The sequence below is a fragment of the Burkholderia sp. BDU5 genome (assembly GCF_001522845.1).
GTDB classification, from domain to species: Bacteria; Pseudomonadota; Gammaproteobacteria; order Burkholderiales; family Burkholderiaceae; genus Burkholderia; species Burkholderia mayonis.
In genome coordinates this window covers 24,644-42,928 of the sequence record NZ_LOWC01000045.1, presented here as the reverse complement: position 1 = coordinate 42,928, position 18,285 = coordinate 24,644, and the positions used below count along the sequence as shown (strand labels likewise).

At 68.4% G+C, this 18,285-nt stretch carries 17 protein-coding genes; 5 read left to right on the top strand and 12 right to left on the bottom strand.

Annotation, left to right across the window (positions count from 1 at the left end; translation table 11 throughout):
- Positions 1–14 precede the first annotated feature (14 nt).
- The 4 genes from WS69_RS08535 (at position 15) to waaA (ending at position 4,932) form a co-directional block, all read left to right on the top strand.
- Positions 15–1,433 carry a phosphomannomutase/phosphoglucomutase gene (locus tag WS69_RS08535; RefSeq protein ID WP_082716049.1) on the top strand — a complete coding sequence of 473 codons (1,419 nt, stop codon included), beginning with the start codon at positions 15–17 and terminating at the stop codon, positions 1,431–1,433.
- A 108-nt stretch (positions 1,434–1,541) separates the two neighbouring features.
- Positions 1,542–2,609 carry a lipopolysaccharide heptosyltransferase I gene (waaC, locus tag WS69_RS08530; protein ID WP_059470351.1) on the top strand — a complete coding sequence of 356 codons (1,068 nt, stop codon included), beginning with the start codon at positions 1,542–1,544 and terminating at the stop codon, positions 2,607–2,609.
- A 15-nt stretch (positions 2,610–2,624) separates the two neighbouring features.
- Positions 2,625–3,509 carry a Kdo hydroxylase family protein gene (locus WS69_RS08525; protein WP_059470350.1) on the top strand — a complete coding sequence of 295 codons (885 nt, stop codon included), beginning with the start codon at positions 2,625–2,627 and terminating at the stop codon, positions 3,507–3,509.
- A 37-nt stretch (positions 3,510–3,546) separates the two neighbouring features.
- Positions 3,547–4,932, top strand: coding sequence for a lipid IV(A) 3-deoxy-D-manno-octulosonic acid transferase (waaA, locus tag WS69_RS08520; RefSeq protein WP_059470349.1), 1,386 nt, complete (start codon positions 3,547–3,549; stop codon positions 4,930–4,932).
- A 132-nt stretch (positions 4,933–5,064) separates the two neighbouring features.
- Here waaA and ureG read toward each other — a convergent pair whose 3' ends face one another.
- The 12 genes from ureG to urtA form a co-directional block, all read right to left on the bottom strand.
- The gene (ureG, locus tag WS69_RS08515; RefSeq protein WP_010105841.1) at positions 5,065–5,712 is read right to left on the bottom strand and encodes an urease accessory protein UreG; all 648 of its coding nucleotides are present in this window, start codon (positions 5,710–5,712) and stop codon (positions 5,065–5,067) included.
- A 28-nt stretch (positions 5,713–5,740) separates the two neighbouring features.
- Entirely contained in the window at positions 5,741–6,421 is a 681-nt protein-coding gene (locus WS69_RS08510) for an urease accessory protein UreF (RefSeq protein ID WP_059470348.1), read from the bottom strand.
- Complete coding sequence (gene ureE, locus WS69_RS08505; protein ID WP_059470347.1) at positions 6,408–7,061, bottom strand: urease accessory protein UreE; 654 nt, start codon at positions 7,059–7,061, stop codon at positions 6,408–6,410. Before ureE ends, WS69_RS08510 begins: the two co-directional genes overlap by 14 nt.
- A 17-nt stretch (positions 7,062–7,078) precedes the next feature.
- A complete protein-coding gene (gene ureC / locus WS69_RS08500) occupies positions 7,079–8,785 on the bottom strand; it encodes an urease subunit alpha (protein ID WP_059470346.1) in 1,707 nt (568 codons plus the stop codon).
- Positions 8,786–8,849: 64 nt separating this feature from the next.
- Positions 8,850–9,155, bottom strand: coding sequence for an urease subunit beta (locus WS69_RS08495; RefSeq protein ID WP_059470345.1), 306 nt, complete (start codon positions 9,153–9,155; stop codon positions 8,850–8,852).
- Between the two features lie 89 nt (positions 9,156–9,244).
- Entirely contained in the window at positions 9,245–9,547 is a 303-nt protein-coding gene (ureA, locus tag WS69_RS08490) for an urease subunit gamma (protein WP_059470344.1), read from the bottom strand.
- Between the two features lie 221 nt (positions 9,548–9,768).
- On the bottom strand, positions 9,769–10,644 hold the full coding sequence (locus WS69_RS08485) for an urease accessory protein UreD (RefSeq protein WP_059470343.1): 876 nt from the start codon (positions 10,642–10,644) through the stop codon (positions 9,769–9,771).
- A 184-nt stretch (positions 10,645–10,828) separates the two neighbouring features.
- Complete coding sequence (urtE, locus tag WS69_RS08480) at positions 10,829–11,521, bottom strand: urea ABC transporter ATP-binding subunit UrtE (RefSeq protein ID WP_059470342.1); 693 nt, start codon at positions 11,519–11,521, stop codon at positions 10,829–10,831.
- A 4-nt stretch (positions 11,522–11,525) separates the two neighbouring features.
- Positions 11,526–12,389 (bottom strand): urea ABC transporter ATP-binding protein UrtD, encoded by an 864-nt coding sequence (gene urtD, locus WS69_RS08475; RefSeq protein WP_059470341.1) that lies wholly within the window; start codon positions 12,387–12,389, stop codon positions 11,526–11,528.
- Complete coding sequence (urtC, locus tag WS69_RS08470) at positions 12,386–13,570, bottom strand: urea ABC transporter permease subunit UrtC (RefSeq protein WP_059470340.1); 1,185 nt, start codon at positions 13,568–13,570, stop codon at positions 12,386–12,388. Before urtC ends, urtD begins: the two co-directional genes overlap by 4 nt.
- 1 nt (position 13,571) lies before the next feature.
- Entirely contained in the window at positions 13,572–15,200 is a 1,629-nt protein-coding gene (urtB, locus tag WS69_RS08465; protein WP_059470339.1) for an urea ABC transporter permease subunit UrtB, read from the bottom strand.
- Between the two features lie 88 nt (positions 15,201–15,288).
- On the bottom strand, positions 15,289–16,596 hold the full coding sequence (urtA, locus tag WS69_RS08460) for an urea ABC transporter substrate-binding protein (protein ID WP_059470338.1): 1,308 nt from the start codon (positions 16,594–16,596) through the stop codon (positions 15,289–15,291).
- A gap of 344 nt (positions 16,597–16,940) precedes the next feature.
- Between urtA and WS69_RS08455 the strand changes: the two genes are divergently transcribed.
- Positions 16,941–18,269 carry an aspartate aminotransferase family protein gene (locus WS69_RS08455; protein ID WP_059470337.1) on the top strand — a complete coding sequence of 443 codons (1,329 nt, stop codon included), beginning with the start codon at positions 16,941–16,943 and terminating at the stop codon, positions 18,267–18,269.
- The last annotated feature ends 16 nt before the right edge of the window (positions 18,270–18,285 follow it).

Sequence of the window (18,285 nt, the reverse complement as noted above, 5' to 3'; positions counted from 1 at the left end):
CGGCCAAAATTTTTATGGACGACACAGAGAGTGAATCGATGATCTCCCAATCCATCTTCAAGGCATACGATATCCGGGGCGTGATCGGCAAGACGCTCGACGCCGACGTCGCGCGTGCGATCGGCCGCGCGTTCGGCAGCGAAGTGCGCGCGCAGGGCGGCGATGCGGTCGTCGTCGCGCGCGACGGTCGCCTGTCGGGCCCCGAGCTCGTCGGCGCGCTCGCAGAAGGGCTGCGCGCGTCGGGGGTCGACGTCGTCGACGTCGGCATGGTGCCGACGCCCGTCGGCTATTTCGCGGCGAGCGTGCCGCTCGCGCTCGCGAACGGCGAGCGCCGCGTCGACTCGTGCATCGTGGTCACGGGCAGCCACAATCCGCCGGATTACAACGGCTTCAAGATGGTGCTGCGCGGCGCCGCGATCTACGGCGACCAGATCCAGGCCCTCTACCAGCGCATCGTCGACGCGCGTTTCGAAACCGGCAGCGGTTCGTATGAGCAATACGATGTCGCCGATCAATACGTCGATCGCATCGTCGGCGACATCGAGCCCGCGCGGCCGCTGAAGCTCGTCGTCGACGCGGGCAACGGCGTTGCGGGCCCGCTCGCCGCGCGCCTGTTCAAGGCGCTCGGCTGCGAGCTCGTCGAGCTCTTCACCGACATCGACGGCAACTTCCCGAACCACCATCCGGACCCGGCGCACCCGGAGAACCTGCAGGACGTGATCGCGAAGCTGAAGGAAACCGATGCCGAGATCGGTTTCGCGTTCGACGGCGACGGCGATCGTCTCGGCGTCGTCACGAAGGACGGCCAGATCATCTATCCGGATCGCCAACTGATGCTGTTCGCCGAGGAAGTGCTGTCGCGCAACCCGGGCGCGCAGATCATCTACGACGTGAAGTGCACGCGCAATCTCGCGCACTGGGTGCGCGAGAAGGGCGGCGAGCCGCTGATGTGGAAGACGGGCCATTCGCTCGTGAAGGCGAAGCTGCGTGAAACGGGCGCGCCGCTCGCGGGCGAGATGAGCGGCCACGTGTTCTTCAAGGATCGCTGGTACGGCTTCGACGACGGTCTCTACACCGGCGCGCGCCTGCTCGAGATCCTCGCGCGCGTCGCGGATCCGAGCGCGCTGCTGAACGGCCTGCCGAACGCGGTGTCGACGCCCGAGCTGCAGCTGAAGCTCGAGGAAGGCGAGAACGTGAAGCTGATCGACAAGCTGCGCGCCGACGCGAAGTTCGACGGCGCCGATGAGGTCGTGACGATCGACGGCCTGCGCGTCGAGTATCCGGACGGCTTCGGCCTCGCGCGCTCGTCGAACACGACGCCCGTCGTCGTGCTGCGCTTCGAGGCGACGACCGAGGCGGCGCTCGCGCGGATCCAGGACGATTTCCGGCGCGCGCTGAAGGCGGCGAAGCCGGACGCGAACCTGCCGTTCTGAGCTTGACTTCGGCGCGTCGCGCCGCGCGGGCGGCATGGCCGGCCTTGCGCTGACGCAAGCCTTGTCGAAAAAGCGGCGAAGCATTCGTGCGTTCGCCGCTTTTTGTCTGTGTCGGCCGCCCGGCGCGATAAAATCCGTCCTTTCGGCCTGTGCCGGCGGCTGCCGGTCCTCTCTTTCAGCGTGCAAAAAATTCTGATCGTGCGCGTGTCGTCGCTCGGCGACGTCGTGCACAACATGCCGGTGATCGCCGACATCCGCCGGCGCCATCCCGATGCGCAGATCGACTGGCTCGTCGAGGAAGGCTTCGCCGACCTCGTGCGGCTCGTCGACGGCGTGCGCAACGTGCTGCCGTTCTCGCTGCGGCGCTGGCGCAAGCATCCCGGCTCGTCCGCGACGTGGCGCGAGATCCGCGCGTTCCGGCGGCGCCTCGCGGAAGAGCGTTACGACCTCGTGATCGACTGCCAGGGGCTCATCAAGACCGCGTGGGTCGCGAGCTGGGCGCGCGGGCCGCTCGTCGGCCTCGGCAACCGCACCGACGGCGCCGGCTACGAGTGGCCGGTGCGCTTCTTCTATGACAAGCGCGTGCCGATCGCGCCGCGCACGCACGTCGTCGAGCGTTCGCGGCAGCTCGTCGCGGCCGCGTTCGGCGATCCCGCGCCGACGCCGGACGATTCGATCGATTTCGGCCTCGACACGCGCGGCGCGTCGCGCGCGCTCGCGCCGCTCGATCTGAACCTGCCGGTGCCGTATGTCGTGTTCGTCCATGCGACGTCGCGCGCCGACAAGCAATGGCCCGACGACGCGTGGATCGCCCTCGGCGAAGCGCTCGTGCGGCGCGGCGCGTCGCTCGTGCTGCCATGGGGCAGCGACGCCGAGCGCGCGACGAGCGAGCGCCTCGCGAAGGCGTTCGGCGCGGCGGCGATCGTGCCGCCGAAGCTGTCGCTGCCCGCGGTCGTCGGCCTCATTGACGGCGCGGCGGCGACGGTCGGCGTCGACACGGGACTCGTCCACATCGCGGCGGCGCTGAAGCGTCCGACGGTCGAACTGTACAATTTCGCGACGGCCTGGCGCACGGGCGGCTACTGGTCGCCCGACGTCGTCAACCTCGGCACCGCCGGCGCGCCGCCGTCCCTTTCGCAGGTGAAGGACGCACTCGCGTCGTTCGGCCTCTTGTAATCCCGATAGGCGATCATGAGCGAATCCCAGATCATCGAAATTGCGTCCGCCGACTGGAGCGGGCAACAACTGTCCGTGCCGCGCGAGCAACTGCTCGGCGGCCTCGAGGACGGCAAGGTGCTGTTCTTTCCGCATCTGCGCTTCGCGATCGAAGGCGGCGAGGAAGCGCTCCTCGATCCCGCGCTCGCCGATCCGAAACGTAAGAACATCAGTCTCGCGCCGAACGGCGGCGCGCTCGCCGGCGTGGTCGGCGATGCCGTCACCCAATCGGCCGTGCGCGCGCTGATCGCGCGCTTCCAGAAGCAGGCGGGCACGCTCGTCGACGGGCTCTTTCCCGAGTATCGCGGCAAGCTGCGCGTCGCGCCGACGAGCCTGCGCCTGATGCAGGTCGAGACGCGCCAGACGTCGTGGCGCAAGGACGACAGCCGCCTGCACGTCGACGCGTTTCCGTCGCGGCCGAACTACGGCGAGCGGATCCTGCGCGTGTTCACGAACGTGAATCCGGCGGGCGTGCCGCGCGTGTGGCGCGTCGGCGAGCCGTTCGAGGACGTCGCGAAGCGCTTCCTGCCGCACATCAAGCCGCAGTTGCCGGGTTCCGCGTGGCTGCTCGGATTGCTGCACGTGACGAAGACGCGTCGCAGTGCATACGATCACCTGATGCTGAACCTGCACGACGGCATGAAGGCCGATCTCGACTATCAGAAGAACAGCCCGCAGCAGACGATGCCGTTCCCGTCGGGCAGCGTGTGGGTCTGTTTCTCCGATCAGGCGTCGCACGCGGTGATGTCCGGCCAGTTCATGCTCGAGCAGACCTTCTTCCTGCCGGTCGGCGCGATGGTCCAACCGGCGCGCGCGCCGCTCGGCATTCTCGAACGCCTGCAGGGCAGGGCCCTCGTTTGAGCGCGCGCGACGTTTTCATCGCCGGAGCTGCCGCGCGATGCTGAGAGCGATCTATCGTGCGCTGTGGTGGCTGATCGCGCCGCTCGCGGTGCTGCGTCTCCTGTGGCGCTCGCGCAAGGAGCGCGGCTATCGCGAGCACATCGGCGAGCGCTTCGGCTTCGGACCGGGCCGCGCGGGCGCGCGCGGCGTCGACGAGCCGACGCCGATCGTCTGGGTGCATGCGGTGTCGGTCGGCGAGACGCGCGCCGCGCAGCCGCTCATCGACGCGTTGATGCGCGCGCGACCCGACGTGCACGTCCTGCTCACGCACATGACGCCGAGCGGCCGCGCGACGGGCGAGCAGATCTTCGGCGAGCGTGTGTCGCGCTGCTATCTGCCGTACGATCTGCCGCACGCCGTGCGGCGCTTCCTGCATGCATGGCGGCCGTCGCTCGGACTCGTGATGGAGACCGAAGTCTGGCCGACGCTCATCGACGAATGCCGTCGCGCCGACGTGCCGCTCGTGCTGACGAACGCGCGAATGTCGGCGCGCTCGTTCAGGCGCGCGGCGAAGTTCGGCTCGGCCGCGCGCGAAGTGTTCGGCGGTCTTTCGCGGGTGCTCGCGCAAAGTCCGGCCGACGCGGAGCGGTTGACGTCGCTCGGTGCACGCAACGTCGCGGTGCTCGGCAATCTGAAGTTCGACATGTCGACGCCGCCCGAGCTCGCCGCGCGAGCACGCGCGTGGCGCGCGGCGATCGGCGATCGGCCGGTGTGGGTCGCGGCGAGCACGCGCGACGGTGAAGAGGCGCTCGTGCTCGATGCGTTCGCCGCGCTGAAGACGCAGGACGCACTGCTGATTCTCGTGCCGCGCCATCCGCAGCGCTTTGCGGAAGTCGCGGCGCTCGTCGAGCGGCGCGGGCTGCGCCACGTGCGCCGCACCGAATGGGCGGCCGACGCGGCAGCGGCCGCGGCCGGCCGGCCGGCCGCTTCGGCGCTGCCGGCGGACGTCGCGGTGCTGCTCGGCGATTCGATGGGCGAACTGGGCGCGTACTACGCGGCCGCCGACGTCGCGTTCATCGGCGGCAGCCTGCTGCCGCTCGGCGGGCAGAACCTGATCGAGGCGTGCGCGGTCGGCGTGCCGGTGCTGATCGGGCCGCACGTGTTCAACTTCACGCAGGCCACGGCCGACGCGGTCGCGGCGGGTGCATGCGCGCAGGTGCGGGATCCGTTCGATCTCGCGCGCACACTCGACGCGCTGTTCGCCGATCACGCGCGCCGCATCGCGATGGGCGCGGCGGGCGCCGCGTTCGCCGCGCGGCATCGCGGTGCGACCGCGCGCACGGTCGACGTGCTGAATGCGCTGCTGCCGCCGCCGCGCGTCGTGTCGGCGGCAAGCGACGACGGCGCCGCGGGCGGGCTCGACGCGGGCGCGGCGATCGACTGAGCGCCGGGCGGGGCCGTGCGGGGCCGTGCGGGGCCGTGCGACGGCGGCGTTGCCGCTGTCGCGGCCATCGCATCGCGTCGCATCGCGCGACAGCGGCGTCTCGCGGTCTTGCGATCGCGCGACGCGGAACGCTCAGACCGTCAGCAATCCTTTCTTCTCGATGAACGCGATCACGTCGGCGACGCCGTCGAGCGCCTTCAGGTTGCACATCACGTACGGGCGCTCGCCGCGCATCTTCTTCGTGTCGGACGCCATCACGTCGAGGTTCGCGCCGACGAGCGGCGCGAGGTCCGTCTTGTTGATCACGAGCAGGTCCGATTTCGTGATCCCCGGGCCGCCCTTGCGCGGAATCTTCTCGCCGCCCGCGACGTCGATCACGTAGATCGTCAGGTCCGACAGCTCGGGACTGAACGTCGCGGCGAGATTGTCGCCGCCCGATTCGATGAAGACGATGTCCGCATCCGGGAAGCGCGAGAGCATCCGGTCGACCGCCTCGAGATTGATCGACGCGTCTTCGCGGATCGCCGTGTGCGGGCAGCCGCCTGTCTCGACGCCCATGATCCGTTCCTCGGGCAGCGCGCCCGCGATCGTCAGGAGGCGCTGGTCTTCCTTCGTATAGATGTCGTTCGTGATCGCGACGAGGTCGTAACGGTCGCGCATGCCCTTGCAGAGCATTTCGAGGAGCGTCGTCTTGCCGGAGCCGACGGGGCCGCCGATGCCGACGCGCAGCGGCGGGAGCTTCTTCGTGCGGCGGGCCGCCGCGGTGAGAGGTGCGTTCATTGCGATGTCCAGGAATGCTTGGGGATGCTTACGAGCGGAACAGACGCGAATACTGCGACTCGTGCCGCGCGGACAGGATGCCGAGCTGCGGTGCGAACGTGTTGATCGCGTCGGGCGGCGTCGCGAGCGCGCGGCGCACCGCCGCGCGAATCGGCTCGCGCAGCGCGACGATGATCTTCTGGCCGGCCAGCTGACCGAGCGGCACCGCCTTGATCGCGGCGGCCGTCTGGTTTTCGACCCAGCCGAACGCGTACGCGGCGAGCGTCGCGTCGGGCGTCGCGCCGTGTGCGGCGGCGGCGAACGCGAACGCGGTCGGCAGCGCGATCGGCGAGATCGATGCGAGCGTCGCGCGGCGCGCGGCGTCGCCCCATTCGAGCGACGCGCACAACTGCGCGAGCGACCAGCCCATCTGCTCGGTTTCGCGGCGCAGCTCGGACGATTCGCGGCTCGCGACGAATTCTTCGTTCGCGTCGGCGAGCGCGACCGCGTCGTGCGCATGCCAGCGCGCGAGCTGATGCGCGAGGAACGGCAGCTCGCCGTGTGCGAGCACGTCGGTCAGGCCGCTCGTGATCCAGTCGCGGGCGCCGTCGGCGTCGCGGATCAGCGGCGCGTCGAGCGCGGCTTCGAGTCCCTGCGAATAGCTGAACGCGCCGATCGGCAGCGCCGGCGACGCGAGGTGCAGCAGCGCGACGAGCTCAGCGGTGTCCATGGCGATGACCGTGCGAGCAGGACGGACCATGCTGATGATCGTGATCGTGATCGTGATCGTGATCGTGATCGTGATCGTGCGAGTGCGAGTGCGAGTGCGAGTGCGAGTGCGAGTGCGAGTGGCCGTGGTGCTCGTCGAACACTTGCTGCGCGAGTGCATAATCCTCGGCGAACGTCGCGTCGTGGCCGTGCCGATGTCCGCCGCCGTACGCGCCGGCCTCCGGATGGAACGGCGCGTTCGCGCGCTCGATCGCCGCGCCGAGCCGTGCCAGCATGTCGGCGAGCACGGGGTCGTATTCGAGCTTCAGGTAGTCCGAGCCGATCTCGACCGGCGTATGCCGGTTGCCGAGGTGATACGCGGCGCGCGTGAGCGTGAGCGCGTCGGGCGCGCGCACGAGCAGCACGGCTTCGGCAGCCGCGGCGACGCGAACGAGCGCGCCGTCGTCTGCGACGAGCACGTCGCCGTCGGCGAGCACCGTGCCGCGCGGCAGCACGAGCGCGACTTCCTCGCCCGTGTCGAGCGTCGCGGCGAGCCGGCTCTTGCAGCGTGCGTCGTAGGCGAGCGTGAGCGTCGGCGCGCGCGCGACGAGCGTCGCGGCGAGCTTTACGTGCGGGGCGATGCGTTTATCGATCGTGCGCATGATGATTCTTCAGGACTTCAGAACAGGAAATAGCGTTGCGCCATCGGCAGCACGGCCGCGGGCTCGCAAGTGAGCAGCGTGCCGTCGGCGACGACATCGTAGGTCTCGGGATCGACGCTGATTGCGGGACGCCATGCGTTGTGAACCATGTCGTGCTTCGTCACCGTGCGGCAGCCGCGCACCGGCACGAGCCGCTTCGCGAGCCCATAGCGTTCGCCGATGCCTGCGTCGAGCGCGCGTTGCGATACGAACGTGAGCGACGTGCGCGCGAGCGCGCCGCCGCGCGTCGCGAACATCTCACGGTAATGGACGGGCTGCGGCGTCGGAATCGACGCGTTCGGATCGCCCATCTGCGCGACCGCGATCATGCCGCCCTTGATGATCATCGCGGGTTTGATCCCGAAGAACGCGGGTTCCCACAGCACGAGGTCCGCCCACTTGCCCGGCTCGATCGACCCGACTTCGCGTGCGATGCCGTGCGTGAGCGCCGGGTTGATCGTGTATTTCGCGACGTAACGCTTCGCACGGAAGTTGTCGTTGCGCGCGCTGTCCTCGGCGAGCGCGCCGCGCTGCACCTTCATCTTGTGCGCGGTCTGCCACGTGCGGATGATCACTTCGCCGACGCGGCCCATCGCCTGCGAATCGGACGACAGCATCGACAGCGCGCCGAGATCGTGCAGGATGTCCTCGGCCGCGATCGTCTCGCGGCGGATCCGCGATTCGGCGAACGCAAGATCCTCGGCGATCGACGGATCGAGGTGATGGCACACCATCAGCATGTCGAGATGTTCGTCGAGCGTGTTGATCGTGTAAGGGCGCGTCGGATTCGTCGACGACGGCAGCACGTTCGGCTCGCCGCACACCTTCAGGATGTCGGGTGCGTGGCCGCCGCCCGCGCCTTCGGTGTGGTACGTATGGATCGTGCGGCCCTTGAACGCGGCCACCGTCGCTTCGACGAAACCGCCTTCGTTCAGCGTATCGGTGTGGATCGCGACCTGCGTGTCGGTGTCGTCCGCGACCGCGAGGCAGTTGTCGATCGCGGCGGGCGTCGTGCCCCAGTCTTCGTGCAGCTTGAGGCCGATCGCGCCGGCCTCGATCTGCTCGACGAGCGGCTGCGGCCGGCTCGCGTTGCCTTTGCCGAGAAAGCCGAGATTGATCGGCCAGCCGTCGGCCGCCTGCAGCATCCGCTCCATGTGCCACGGCCCCGGCGTGCAGGTCGTCGCGTTGGTGCCGGTCGCGGGGCCCGTGCCGCCGCCGAGCATCGTCGTCACGCCGGACGCGAGCGCCTCGTCGATCTGCTGCGGGCTGATGAAATGGATGTGCGTGTCGATGCCGCCCGCCGTCACGATCAAGCCTTCGCCCGCGATGATCTCGGTCGCCGCACCGATCGCGATCGTGACGCCCGGCTGGATGTCCGGATTGCCCGCCTTGCCGATCGCCGCGATGCGGCCGTGCTTGATCGCGATGTCCGCCTTCACGATCCCCCAGTGATCGAGGATCACCGCGTTCGTGATCACGGTGTCGGCGACGTCGGCCGCGGGCAGTTGCGACTGGCCCATGCCGTCGCGGATTACCTTGCCGCCGCCGAACTTCACTTCTTCTCCGTAGACCGTGCAGTCGCGCTCGACTTCGATCAGCAGCTCGGTATCCGCGAGCCGAATGCGGTCGCCCGTCGTCGGCCCGTACATTTCCGCGTACGCGCGGCGGCTCAAACGTAATGTCATATCGTCGAATCCTTCGAATGCCCGTGCGGGGGGGCGTATCAGCGAGTCGCGTCGGGGCGGGCGCTCAGAGCGGTCCCATCACCTTGCCCTGGAAGCCATAGACGACGCGCGCGCCTTCGAGCTCGACGAGCTCGACCGTGCGCGCCTGGCCCGGCTCGAAGCGCACCGCGGTGCCGGCCGCGACGTTCAGCCGAAAGCCGCGCGCGGCTGCGCGATCGAACGACAGCGCATCGTTGACTTCGTGGAAGTGATAGTGCGAGCCGACCTGCACCGGGCGATCGCCCGTGTTCGCGACGATGAGCTCGATCGTCTTGCGGCCGACGTTCAACGCGTGCTCGCCGTCGTCGGTCAGGAGTTCGCCGGGGATCATGCGCCCTCCCGGCAAAGCGTGCGAAGGGCGCGGCTTCCGTCGGCGGAATGCGGGAGGGAATGAACCAAGCAGTGAATCATGACGCGCCTTCATGGAATCGGGTGATGGACGGTGACGAGCTTCGTGCCGTCGGGAAACGTCGCTTCGACCTGGATGTCGGGAATCATCTCGGGTACGCCTTCCATCACGTCGTCGCGTGTCAGAAGCGTCGTGCCGTAGTGCATCACTTCGGCGACCGTCTTGCCGTCGCGCGCCGCTTCCATCAGCGCGGCCGTGATGAACGCCACCGTTTCTGGATAGTTGAGCTTGAGCCCGCGGGCTCGGCGGCGTTCGGCGAGGAGCGCCGCCGTGAAGATCAACAGTTTGTCTTTTTCTCGGGGAGTCAGTTTCATGAAAGAAACATTTTGGAAAACGTAATATTCGGGCGGCGCGCGTCGCGGCGGTCGCGAAGTCATCGTAGCACTGCGAACGTGCGCGCGCGGTGAAGCCTTCGGGAATGAGCCAGCAAGGCACGTGCCATGCGTTTTCCGCGCGCGTTCGTGCTGCGCGACGGTGCGTCGCGCACCGTGATGGCACGTTTTTCTGAAAGGCGTGCGTCAGGAACGTGCGGTGTTCAGGTCTGCCAAAGGCGCAGCGGCATCGCATCGACGCCGTGGACGATCGGGCGCAGCGCGAGCCATTGCGAGATGAAGAGCCGCTGCAGCGCCTCCATCGAATGTGCAAGGGCGCGAATCAGCATCACGCCGGGCGCGACGCAGGTGACGCCTGCGCGCAGCGCATCGTCGAACGGCAGGGCGGGCGCGATCGATTCGGTGAGCGCGTCGGTGCATGCGGCGCCGAGCGCCCAGAGCGTGCCGTAGACGGGAAAGCCGCCGAGCCCCTGCGGCGCGGCGCGCAGCGTATCGGCCGCATCGAGGCGCGCGCGCTCGACCCACAGCGGCCGCCCCGACGGACCGACGATCTTCGAGAACGACGCGACGCTGCCCGTCGACCACGCTTCGCCCGCCGCCTGGCGGCCGAGCTGCGTCGCGTCCCAGCCAAGCACGCTCGCGCCGTCGCCGAGCTTCAGCACGAATTCGAGCGATGCCTGCGCGGCGTCGAAGAACAGATTGTTCTGCGGCAGCCAATCGAGCTTCGCGTGCGCGCCGACGCCGATGTCGATTCGCTGCCGCGCGTCGAGCCCGTTCGATTTGTACCACTTCGTCGCGCCAGGCGTCGTCAGCACCGCGTGCGTATCGGCGGCGAGCTTCACGTCGATCTCGAGCCGGTCGCCGCCCGCGACGCCGCCCGGCGGATGGACGATCACCGCGTGGCAGATCGCGTCGCCTTCCGGATAGAGCGCGCGCTGCACGCGCAGCGGCCCGACGTGCCGGCGATGGACGAGCGCGGTGCGTCCCGTCCGCTGCCGCTCGAAGCCGAGTTCGAGGCGGGCGTGCCACGCCTTGGCGGCGGGGCGGACGAGCGAAGCGTGGGGTTCGTGGGCGGACATCGGTCGAATCGGAAAAGCGGGCGCGCTAATGCTACAGGATACCGGCTCGCTTCTGCGAGCGGGGGACGGCGCGCGAGTGGCCGGCTTCGACGCGCGCCGGCCGCTCGCGGAAATCGTTCGGCGCGTGCGGAATGTTCAGTACGTTTAGGGTATTCAGTACGTCGTCCGATACGAATCGTCTTGTTCAGACCGCGATCCGCTCGCGCACGCCATCCGCATCCATCTCGCTGCCCGCGCCGCCCGCGACGATCTCGCCGCGGCTCATCACCCAGTAGCGATCGGCGATCGAGCGCGCGAAATCGTAATACTGTTCGACGAGCAGCACCGTCATTCTCGTTTCGTCGACGAGCTGCCGCAGCGTGCGGCCGATGTCCTGGATGATCGACGGCTGGATGCCTTCCGTCGGCTCGTCGAGGATCAGAAGCTGCGGCTCGCTCATCAGCGCGCGGCCGATCGCGAGCTGCTGTTGCTGGCCGCCCGACAAGTCGCCGCCGCGTCGCGCGCGCATGTCCTTCAGCACCGGGAAGAGCGCGTAGATCCGGTCGGGCACTTTCGACGGCGCCTTGCGGCTCGCCGCCCCGACGAGCAGGTTCTCCTCGACCGTGAGTCGCGGAAAGATGTCGCGGCCCTGCGGCACGTACGCGAGGCCCGCGGCGACGCGCGCGTAGGGCGGCAGCGCGCCGAGCGGCTTGCCGCGCCAAGCGACGTCGCCGCTCTTCGCGGGCACGACGCCCATCAGGCAGCGCAACAGCGTCGTCTTGCCGACGCCGTTGCGTCCGAGCAGCACGGTCAGCTTGCCGTCGTCGGCGGCGAGGGTCACGTCGCGCAGGATGTGGCTGCCGCCGTAGTACTGGTTCAGCGATTCGATCGTCAGCATCGCATCATCGTCCGAGATAAGACTCGATCACCGCTTCGTCGCGCTTCACGTGATCGAGCGTGCCTTGCGCGAGCACCGCGCCTTCCGCCATCACGGTCACGCGGCCCGTGTCGCCCGCGAGCGCCGCGACGAACTCCATGTCGTGCTCGACGACCATCATCGAGCACGTGCCGCGCAGCGTGTTCAACAGCTCCGCGAGCGCCATCGTCTCGTGATCGGTCATGCCGGCCGCGGGCTCGTCGAGCAGCAGGAGCGCGGGGCGCTGCATCAGCAGCATGCCGATCTCGAGCCGCTGCTTCTGCCCGTGCGACAGCTCGCCCGCGAGCCGGTACGCGCTGTCTTCGAGCCGGATCAGCGCGAGCGTCTCTTCGATCCGCGCTTGCGCCGCGCGATCGAGCCGCGCGCGCAGCGACGCGAACCAGCGCTTGTCGGTCGCCATCGCGAGCTCGAGGTTCTCCCATACCGGATGCTGCTCGAACACGGTCGGCTTCTGGAACTTGCGGCCGATGCCCGTGCGCGCGATCTCCGGCTCGCTCATCCGCGAAAGGTCGAGTGTCTGCCCGAGGAACACCTTGCCCGAGTCGGGACGCGTCTTGCCGGTGATCACGTCCATCATCGTCGTCTTGCCGGCGCCGTTCGGACCGATCACGCAGCGCAGCTCGCCTGCGTCGATCGCGAGCGACAGCTTCTTCAGCGCACGAAAGCCGTCGAAGCTTACTTCGACATCCTCGAGATAGAGGATCGTGCCGTGCGAGGTATCGATCGCGCCGGGCGCGACGACGTGCGACATCTGAGCCGTGCCGCTAACCGCGCGCAGATCGACGCCGTCCGGCTGCGCGAGATCGGGAATCATCGCGTTCTCGTTCATCGTGGCGTTCCCTTGCGTATGACGGTTTCGACGAGGCCCATGATGCCGCGCGGCAGCACGAGCGGCACGAGCACGAAGATGAGGCCGAGGAAGAACAGCCAGTATTCGGCGAAGTACGCGGTGAACACGCTCTTCGCGCCGTTGACGGCGAATGCGCCGACGATCGGGCCGATCAGCGTGCCGCGGCCGCCCACCGCGGCCCAGATCGCCATCTCGATCGAGTTGCCGGGCGACATCTCGCTCGGGTTGATGATGCCGACCTGCGGCACGTACAGCGCGCCCGCGATCCCGCACAGCACGGCCGACACGACCCACACGAACAGCTTGTACGCGAGCGGGCTGTAGCCGAGAAACATGACGCGCGTCTCGCCGTCGCGGATCGCGGTGACGACGCGGCCGAGCTTGCTCGTGACGATCGCGCGCGCGGCGACGAACGACGCGACGAGCGTCGCGAAGGTCATCAGGAACAGCACCGTGCGCGTGCCGGGCGACGTGATCGCGAAGCCGGCGATGCGCTTGAAGTCGGTGAAGCCGTTGTTGCCGCCGAAGCCCGTCTCGTTGCGATAGAAGAGCAGCATCGCGGCGAACGTCGCCGCCTGCGTGATGATCGACAGATACACGCCTTTCACGCGCGAGCGGAACGTGAAGAAGCCGAACACCCACGCGACGACGGCGGGCACGAGCACGACGAGCGCGAGCGCGTACGCGAGATGCCCGGTGCCGCTCCAGTACCACGGCAGCTGGTGCCAGTCGAGGAACACCATGAAGTCGGGCAGGTCGCTGCCGTACTTGCCGTCGCGGCCGATCGCGCGCATCAGGTACATGCCGATCGCATAGCCGCCGAGCGCGAAGAAGAGGCCGTGCCCAAGGCTCAGAATGCCGCAGTAGCCCCAGACGAGATCGAGCGCGAGCGCCGCGATCGCGTAGCACATCAGCTTGCCCGCGAGCGTCATTGCATAGGATGACAGATGAAATGCGCTCGATTCGGGGGCGACGAGCGCGGCGAGCGGCACGCCGACACCGACCGCGATGCACAGCGCGACGAGCGCGAGCCACGCGCGCCGCGACAGCAGCGCGGGGCGCGGCGGCATGCCGAGCGCGAAGCGCGACGCGGCGGGCGTTGCCGGCGCAGCCGAGGCGGCGACCTGTGCGACGGGAAGAGAGTGGATCGTCGAAGTCATGTCACGCCTCCGCGCTGCGGCCCTTCAGGGCGAACATCCCTTGTGGGCGTTTCTGGATGAACAGCACGATCATCACGAGCACCGCGATCTTCGCGAGCACGGCGCCCCAGAACGGCTCGATCGCCTTGCTGACGAGCCCGAGGCCGAAGCCGCCGAGCACCGTGCCCGCGATCTGCCCGACGCCGCCGAGCACGACCGCCATGAACGAATCGATGATGTAGCTCTGGCCGAGATCCGGGCCGACGTTGCCGATCTGCGACAGCGCGCAGCCGCCGAGCCCTGCAATGCCCGCGCCGAACGCGAACGCATACGAATCGACGCGCGCCGTTTTCACGCCGACGCACGCGGCCATCCGGCGGTTCTGCGTGACCGCGCGCACGAAGAGGCCGAGGCGCGTCTTCGTCAGCACCGCCCATGCGACGCCGACCACGGCGAGCGCGAACGCGAGAATCGCGAGCCGGTTGTACGGCAGGATCAGGTTCTGCATCACGGTCACGCCGCCGCTCATCCACGAAGGATTCACGACCTGCACGTTCTGCGCGCCGAAGATCATCCGCGTCGCCTGGATCAGGATGAGACTCACGCCGAAGGTTGCGAGCAGCGTCTCGAGCGGACGGCCGTACAAGTGCTTGAGCACCGTGCGCTCGAGCACGATGCCGACTGCGGCCGCCGCGAGAAACGACGCGGGAATCGCGGCGAGCGGATACCAGTCGAACGCGCCCGGCGCGTAGCGCTGCACGAGCGTCTGCACGACGTAGGTCGCGTATGCGCCGATCATCAGGAATTCGCCGTGCGCCATGTTGATGACGCCGATGAGACCGTAGGTGATCGCGAGGCCGAGCGCGGCGAGCAACAGCACGCTGCCGAGCGACAGCCCCGCGAACAGCGTGCCCACGATCTCGCCGCGGCGCTGGATCGCGTGCAGCGCGTCGAGCCCTTGCAGCGCGGCGTCGCGCACGCGCGCATCGGGCTCCGCGTAGCTGCCGTCGGCGTTTTTCGCGACGAGCGGACGCAACTGCTCGATCATGTCGAGGTCGTTGCGCGCGGCGACGAGCTGCACCGCTTCGAGGCGCTTCGCCGGATCGGCGTCGTGCAGCGCGGCGATCGCCCACAGCGCATCGAGGCGGCGCTTGAGCGTCGGGTCGGTTTCCTTCGCGCGCGCCGCGTCGATCATCGGCTTCAGTGATGCATCGGTGCGCTTCAGCAGCGCGTCGATCGCGTTGCGCCGCGTCGCGAGATCGGACGACGCGAGGTCGAGCCCGGACAGCGCGTTCGCGATCTTCGTGCGCAGCAGGTTGTTGAGCATCACGGGCTGCGCGTCGCCCGCCTGCGCCGGCGCGTTCGTCAGCGCGTCGTGCGCGGTGTCGCCGCTCTGGATCAGGATGCGTCCCGCGTCGGTCGCGAGCGCGTCGCCGTTCGCGAGCGCGTTCAAGAGCGCGACGGCGGCGGTGTCGCGCTCGGCGGCGAGACGGTCGATCGCGGCGGTCTTCGCGTCGAAATCGTCGCCGGCGAGCGCGGCGACGTCGGCGGCCGTGACCGCGAACGCCGCGCGGGGCGCGCCGAGCGCGAATGCCGCGCAGACGGCGAGCGCCGCGAACGCACGGGCGGCGCGGCTCAAAGGCGTGGGCATCGGTATGTCCTCGCGAATGGAGAGAAAACGCGCGGCGCGGCCGCGCGCGATGGCGGCGCCGCGCGTTTGCGCGGCGCTTGCGGAGGCGTCAGGCGAGCGCCGCGCGACGGCGGCGCAGGAACTCGGGAATCGAGCCGACCACATCGGGCTTGCCCTGGTTGCCTGCGATGAACGGACTCCACGGTTGCGCGCGGATCGCCGTCTTCGTCTTCCAGACGACGTTGAACTGACCGTCGCCGCGGATCTCGCCGATCATCACCGGCTTGTGCAGGTGGTGGTTGCCGTCCATCGTCAGCGTGAAGCCCGACGGCGCCGCGACGCTCTGGCCGATCATCGCGACGCGCACCTTGTCGACGTCGGTGCTCTTCGCCTTCTCGACTGCCTGCTTCCACATATGGATGCCGACGAAGGTCGCTTCCATCGGATCGTTGGTCACGCGCTTCGCGCCGCCCGGCAGGTTCTGCGACTTCACCCACGCGGCGAACTGCTCCTTGAACTTCGTGTTCGCCGGCCCCTTCACCGACATGAAGTAATTCCACGCGGCCAGATGCCCGACGAGCGGTTTCGTGTCGATCCCGCGCAGCTCTTCCTCGCCGACCGAGAACGCGACGACGGGCACGTCGGTCGCCTTGAGCCCCTGGTTGCCGAGCTCCTTGTAGAACGGCACGTTCGAATCGCCGTTGATCGTCGAGATCACCGCCGTCTTGCCGCCCTGCGCAAAGGTCTTGATGTTCGCGACGATCGTTTGATAATCGCTGTGTCCGAACGGTGTGTAGACTTCCTGAATATCGGAGTCCTTCACGCCCTTCGATTTCAGGAACGCGCGCAGGATCTTGTTCGTCGTGCGCGGATAGACGTAATCGGTGCCGAGCAGGAAGAAGCGCTTCGCGCCGCCGCCTTCCGCGCTCATCATGTATTCGACGGCCGGAATCGCCTGCTGGTTTGGCGCGGCGCCCGTGTAGAACACGTTGCGCGACATCTCTTCGCCTTCGTACTGCACCGGGTAGTAGAGCAGGCCGTTCAGCTCCTCGAACACGGGCAGCACCGATTTGCGCGACACCGACGTCCAGCAGCCGAACACGCACGCGACCTTGTCCTGCGTGAGCAGCTGGCGCGCCTTCTCGGCGAAGAGCGGCCAGTTCGATGCGGGGTCGACGACGACGGGCTGGATCTGCCGCCCGAGCACGCCGCCGCTCTTGTTGATGTCGGCGATCGTCATCAGCGCGGTGTCCTTGAGCGAAGTTTCGGAGATCGCCATCGTGCCCGACAGCGAATGCAGGATGCCGACCTTGATCGGGCCTTTGCCCGAATCCGCCGCGCGCGAGAGGGGGCTTTGCCCCGCGAGCGCCATGACGCCTGCCATCGATCCGAACTTCAAAAGACTGCGACGTTTCATCGAGTTCCCCTTGCCTGTTGGAGTGTGGGCGCGCACCGGAGCGGACACGCGGCGAACCCGAATACGCAAGGCATGTGCCAGATGCTGCGCCTTTCGGGTTCGCGCGCCCATCGGCGGGGCTTTCGACGATGCGGCGCGGTGCCTGCGACGCGCGCGATCGCGCATCGCGTGGTCCGTCGCGGTGCAGCACCGCGCACGCGCATGCTGCATGGTTGTGCATCGCGAGTCGCGTGCTTACACTCTCAATGCGATTTCCCTTCGATGCGGCGGCCGAGCGACGCGCTCGTCAGCGCGCGTCGCGACGTATTCCAAACATCATTCGATCGATCTCCGAGGAGTTCTCCATGGCCGAGCACGTTTCGCAGACCCCCGACCTTTCCGCGTTCTGGATGCCGTTCACCGCGAACCGGCAATTCAAGGAGGCGCCGCGTCTCCTGGTTGCGGCGAAGGGGATGTACTACACGTCGCACGATGGCCGCCGCATCCTCGACGGCACGGCGGGCCTCTGGTGCGTGAACGCGGGACACGGGCGCGACGAGATCGTCGCGGCGGTGAAGGCGCAGGCCGAGGAGATGGATTTCGCGCCGACGTTCCAGATGGGCCACCCGAAGGCGTTCGAGGCGGCGACGCGCATCGCGCGCCATACGCCCGGCGATCTGAAGCACGTCTTCTTCACGAACTCCGGATCGGAGGCGGTCGATACCGCGCTCAAGATCGCGCTCGCGTATCACCGCGCGCGCGGCGAAGGGCAGCGCACGCGCTTCATCGGACGCGAGCGCGGCTACCACGGCGTCGGCTTCGGCGGCATTTCGGTGGGCGGCATCGCGCCGAACCGCAAGGCGTATTCGGGCGCGCTGCTGCCGTCCGTCGATCACCTGCCGCATACGCTCAACCTGAAGGAAGCGGCGTTCTCGAAGGGGCAGCCCGCGTGGGGCGCGCATCTGGCCGACGAATTGGAGCGGCTCGTCGCGCTGCACGACGCATCGACGGTCGCCGCGGTGATCGTCGAGCCGGTCGCGGGCTCGACGGGCGTGCTGATTCCGCCGCAAGGCTATCTCGAACGGCTGCGCGAGTTGTGCGACAAGCACGGCATCCTGTTGATCTTCGACGAAGTGATCACCGGCTGGGGGCGGCTCGGCGCGGCGTTCGCGTCGCAGTTCTTCGGCGTGACGCCCGACCTGCTGACGATGGCGAAGGGCACGAACAACGCGGCCGTGCCGATGGGGGCGGTGGCCGCGAGCGGCGCGATCCACGACGCGATCGTGAACGGCGCGCCGGCCGGCATCGAGCTGTTCCACGGCTATACGTATTCGGGGCATCCGCTCGCGGCCGCGGCGGCGGTCGCGACGATCGATCTCTACGAGCGCGAAGGGCTCCTCACGCGCGCCACGCGGATCGGGCCGATCTTCGAGCGCGAGATCCACAAGCTGAAGGACGCGCGCCACGTGATCGACGTGCGCAATCTCGGCCTCGTCGGCGGCGTCGAGCTGAGGCCGCGCGACGGCCAGCCCGGCGCGCGCGCGTACGAGGTCTTCGTCAAGTGCTTCGAGAAAGGCGCGATGATCCGCTATACGGGCGACATCCTCGCGTTCTCGCCGCCCCTTATCGTCGAGGAGGCGCAGATCGTCGAGTTGTTCTCGATCGTTGCGGAAGCGCTGAAGGAAACGGAGTAGGCGGAGAGGGCGAAAT

Excerpts from the sequence above, each read along its gene's own strand:
- WS69_RS08535 (WP_082716049.1), top strand. The coding sequence starts at position 15 with ATGGACGACACAGAGAGTGAATCGATGATCTCCCAATCCATCTTCAAG.
- WS69_RS08525 (WP_059470350.1), top strand. The coding sequence starts at position 2,625 with ATGAGCGAATCCCAGATCATCGAAATTGCGTCCGCCGACTGGAGCGGG.
- waaA (WP_059470349.1), top strand. The coding sequence starts at position 3,547 with ATGCTGAGAGCGATCTATCGTGCGCTGTGGTGGCTGATCGCGCCGCTC.
- ureG (WP_010105841.1), bottom strand. The coding sequence starts at position 5,712 with ATGAACGCACCTCTCACCGCGGCGGCCCGCCGCACGAAGAAGCTCCCG.
- WS69_RS08510 (WP_059470348.1), bottom strand. The coding sequence starts at position 6,421 with ATGGACACCGCTGAGCTCGTCGCGCTGCTGCACCTCGCGTCGCCGGCG.
- ureE (WP_059470347.1), bottom strand. The coding sequence starts at position 7,061 with ATGCGCACGATCGATAAACGCATCGCCCCGCACGTAAAGCTCGCCGCG.
- ureC (WP_059470346.1), bottom strand. The coding sequence starts at position 8,785 with ATGACATTACGTTTGAGCCGCCGCGCGTACGCGGAAATGTACGGGCCG.
- WS69_RS08495 (WP_059470345.1), bottom strand. The coding sequence starts at position 9,155 with ATGATCCCCGGCGAACTCCTGACCGACGACGGCGAGCACGCGTTGAAC.
- ureA (WP_059470344.1), bottom strand. The coding sequence starts at position 9,547 with ATGAAACTGACTCCCCGAGAAAAAGACAAACTGTTGATCTTCACGGCG.
- WS69_RS08485 (WP_059470343.1), bottom strand. The coding sequence starts at position 10,644 with ATGTCCGCCCACGAACCCCACGCTTCGCTCGTCCGCCCCGCCGCCAAG.
- urtE (WP_059470342.1), bottom strand. The coding sequence starts at position 11,521 with ATGCTGACGATCGAATCGCTGAACCAGTACTACGGCGGCAGCCACATC.
- urtD (WP_059470341.1), bottom strand. The coding sequence starts at position 12,389 with ATGAACGAGAACGCGATGATTCCCGATCTCGCGCAGCCGGACGGCGTC.
- urtC (WP_059470340.1), bottom strand. The coding sequence starts at position 13,570 with ATGACTTCGACGATCCACTCTCTTCCCGTCGCACAGGTCGCCGCCTCG.
- urtB (WP_059470339.1), bottom strand. The coding sequence starts at position 15,200 with ATGCCCACGCCTTTGAGCCGCGCCGCCCGTGCGTTCGCGGCGCTCGCC.
- urtA (WP_059470338.1), bottom strand. The coding sequence starts at position 16,596 with ATGAAACGTCGCAGTCTTTTGAAGTTCGGATCGATGGCAGGCGTCATG.
- WS69_RS08455 (WP_059470337.1), top strand. The coding sequence starts at position 16,941 with ATGGCCGAGCACGTTTCGCAGACCCCCGACCTTTCCGCGTTCTGGATG.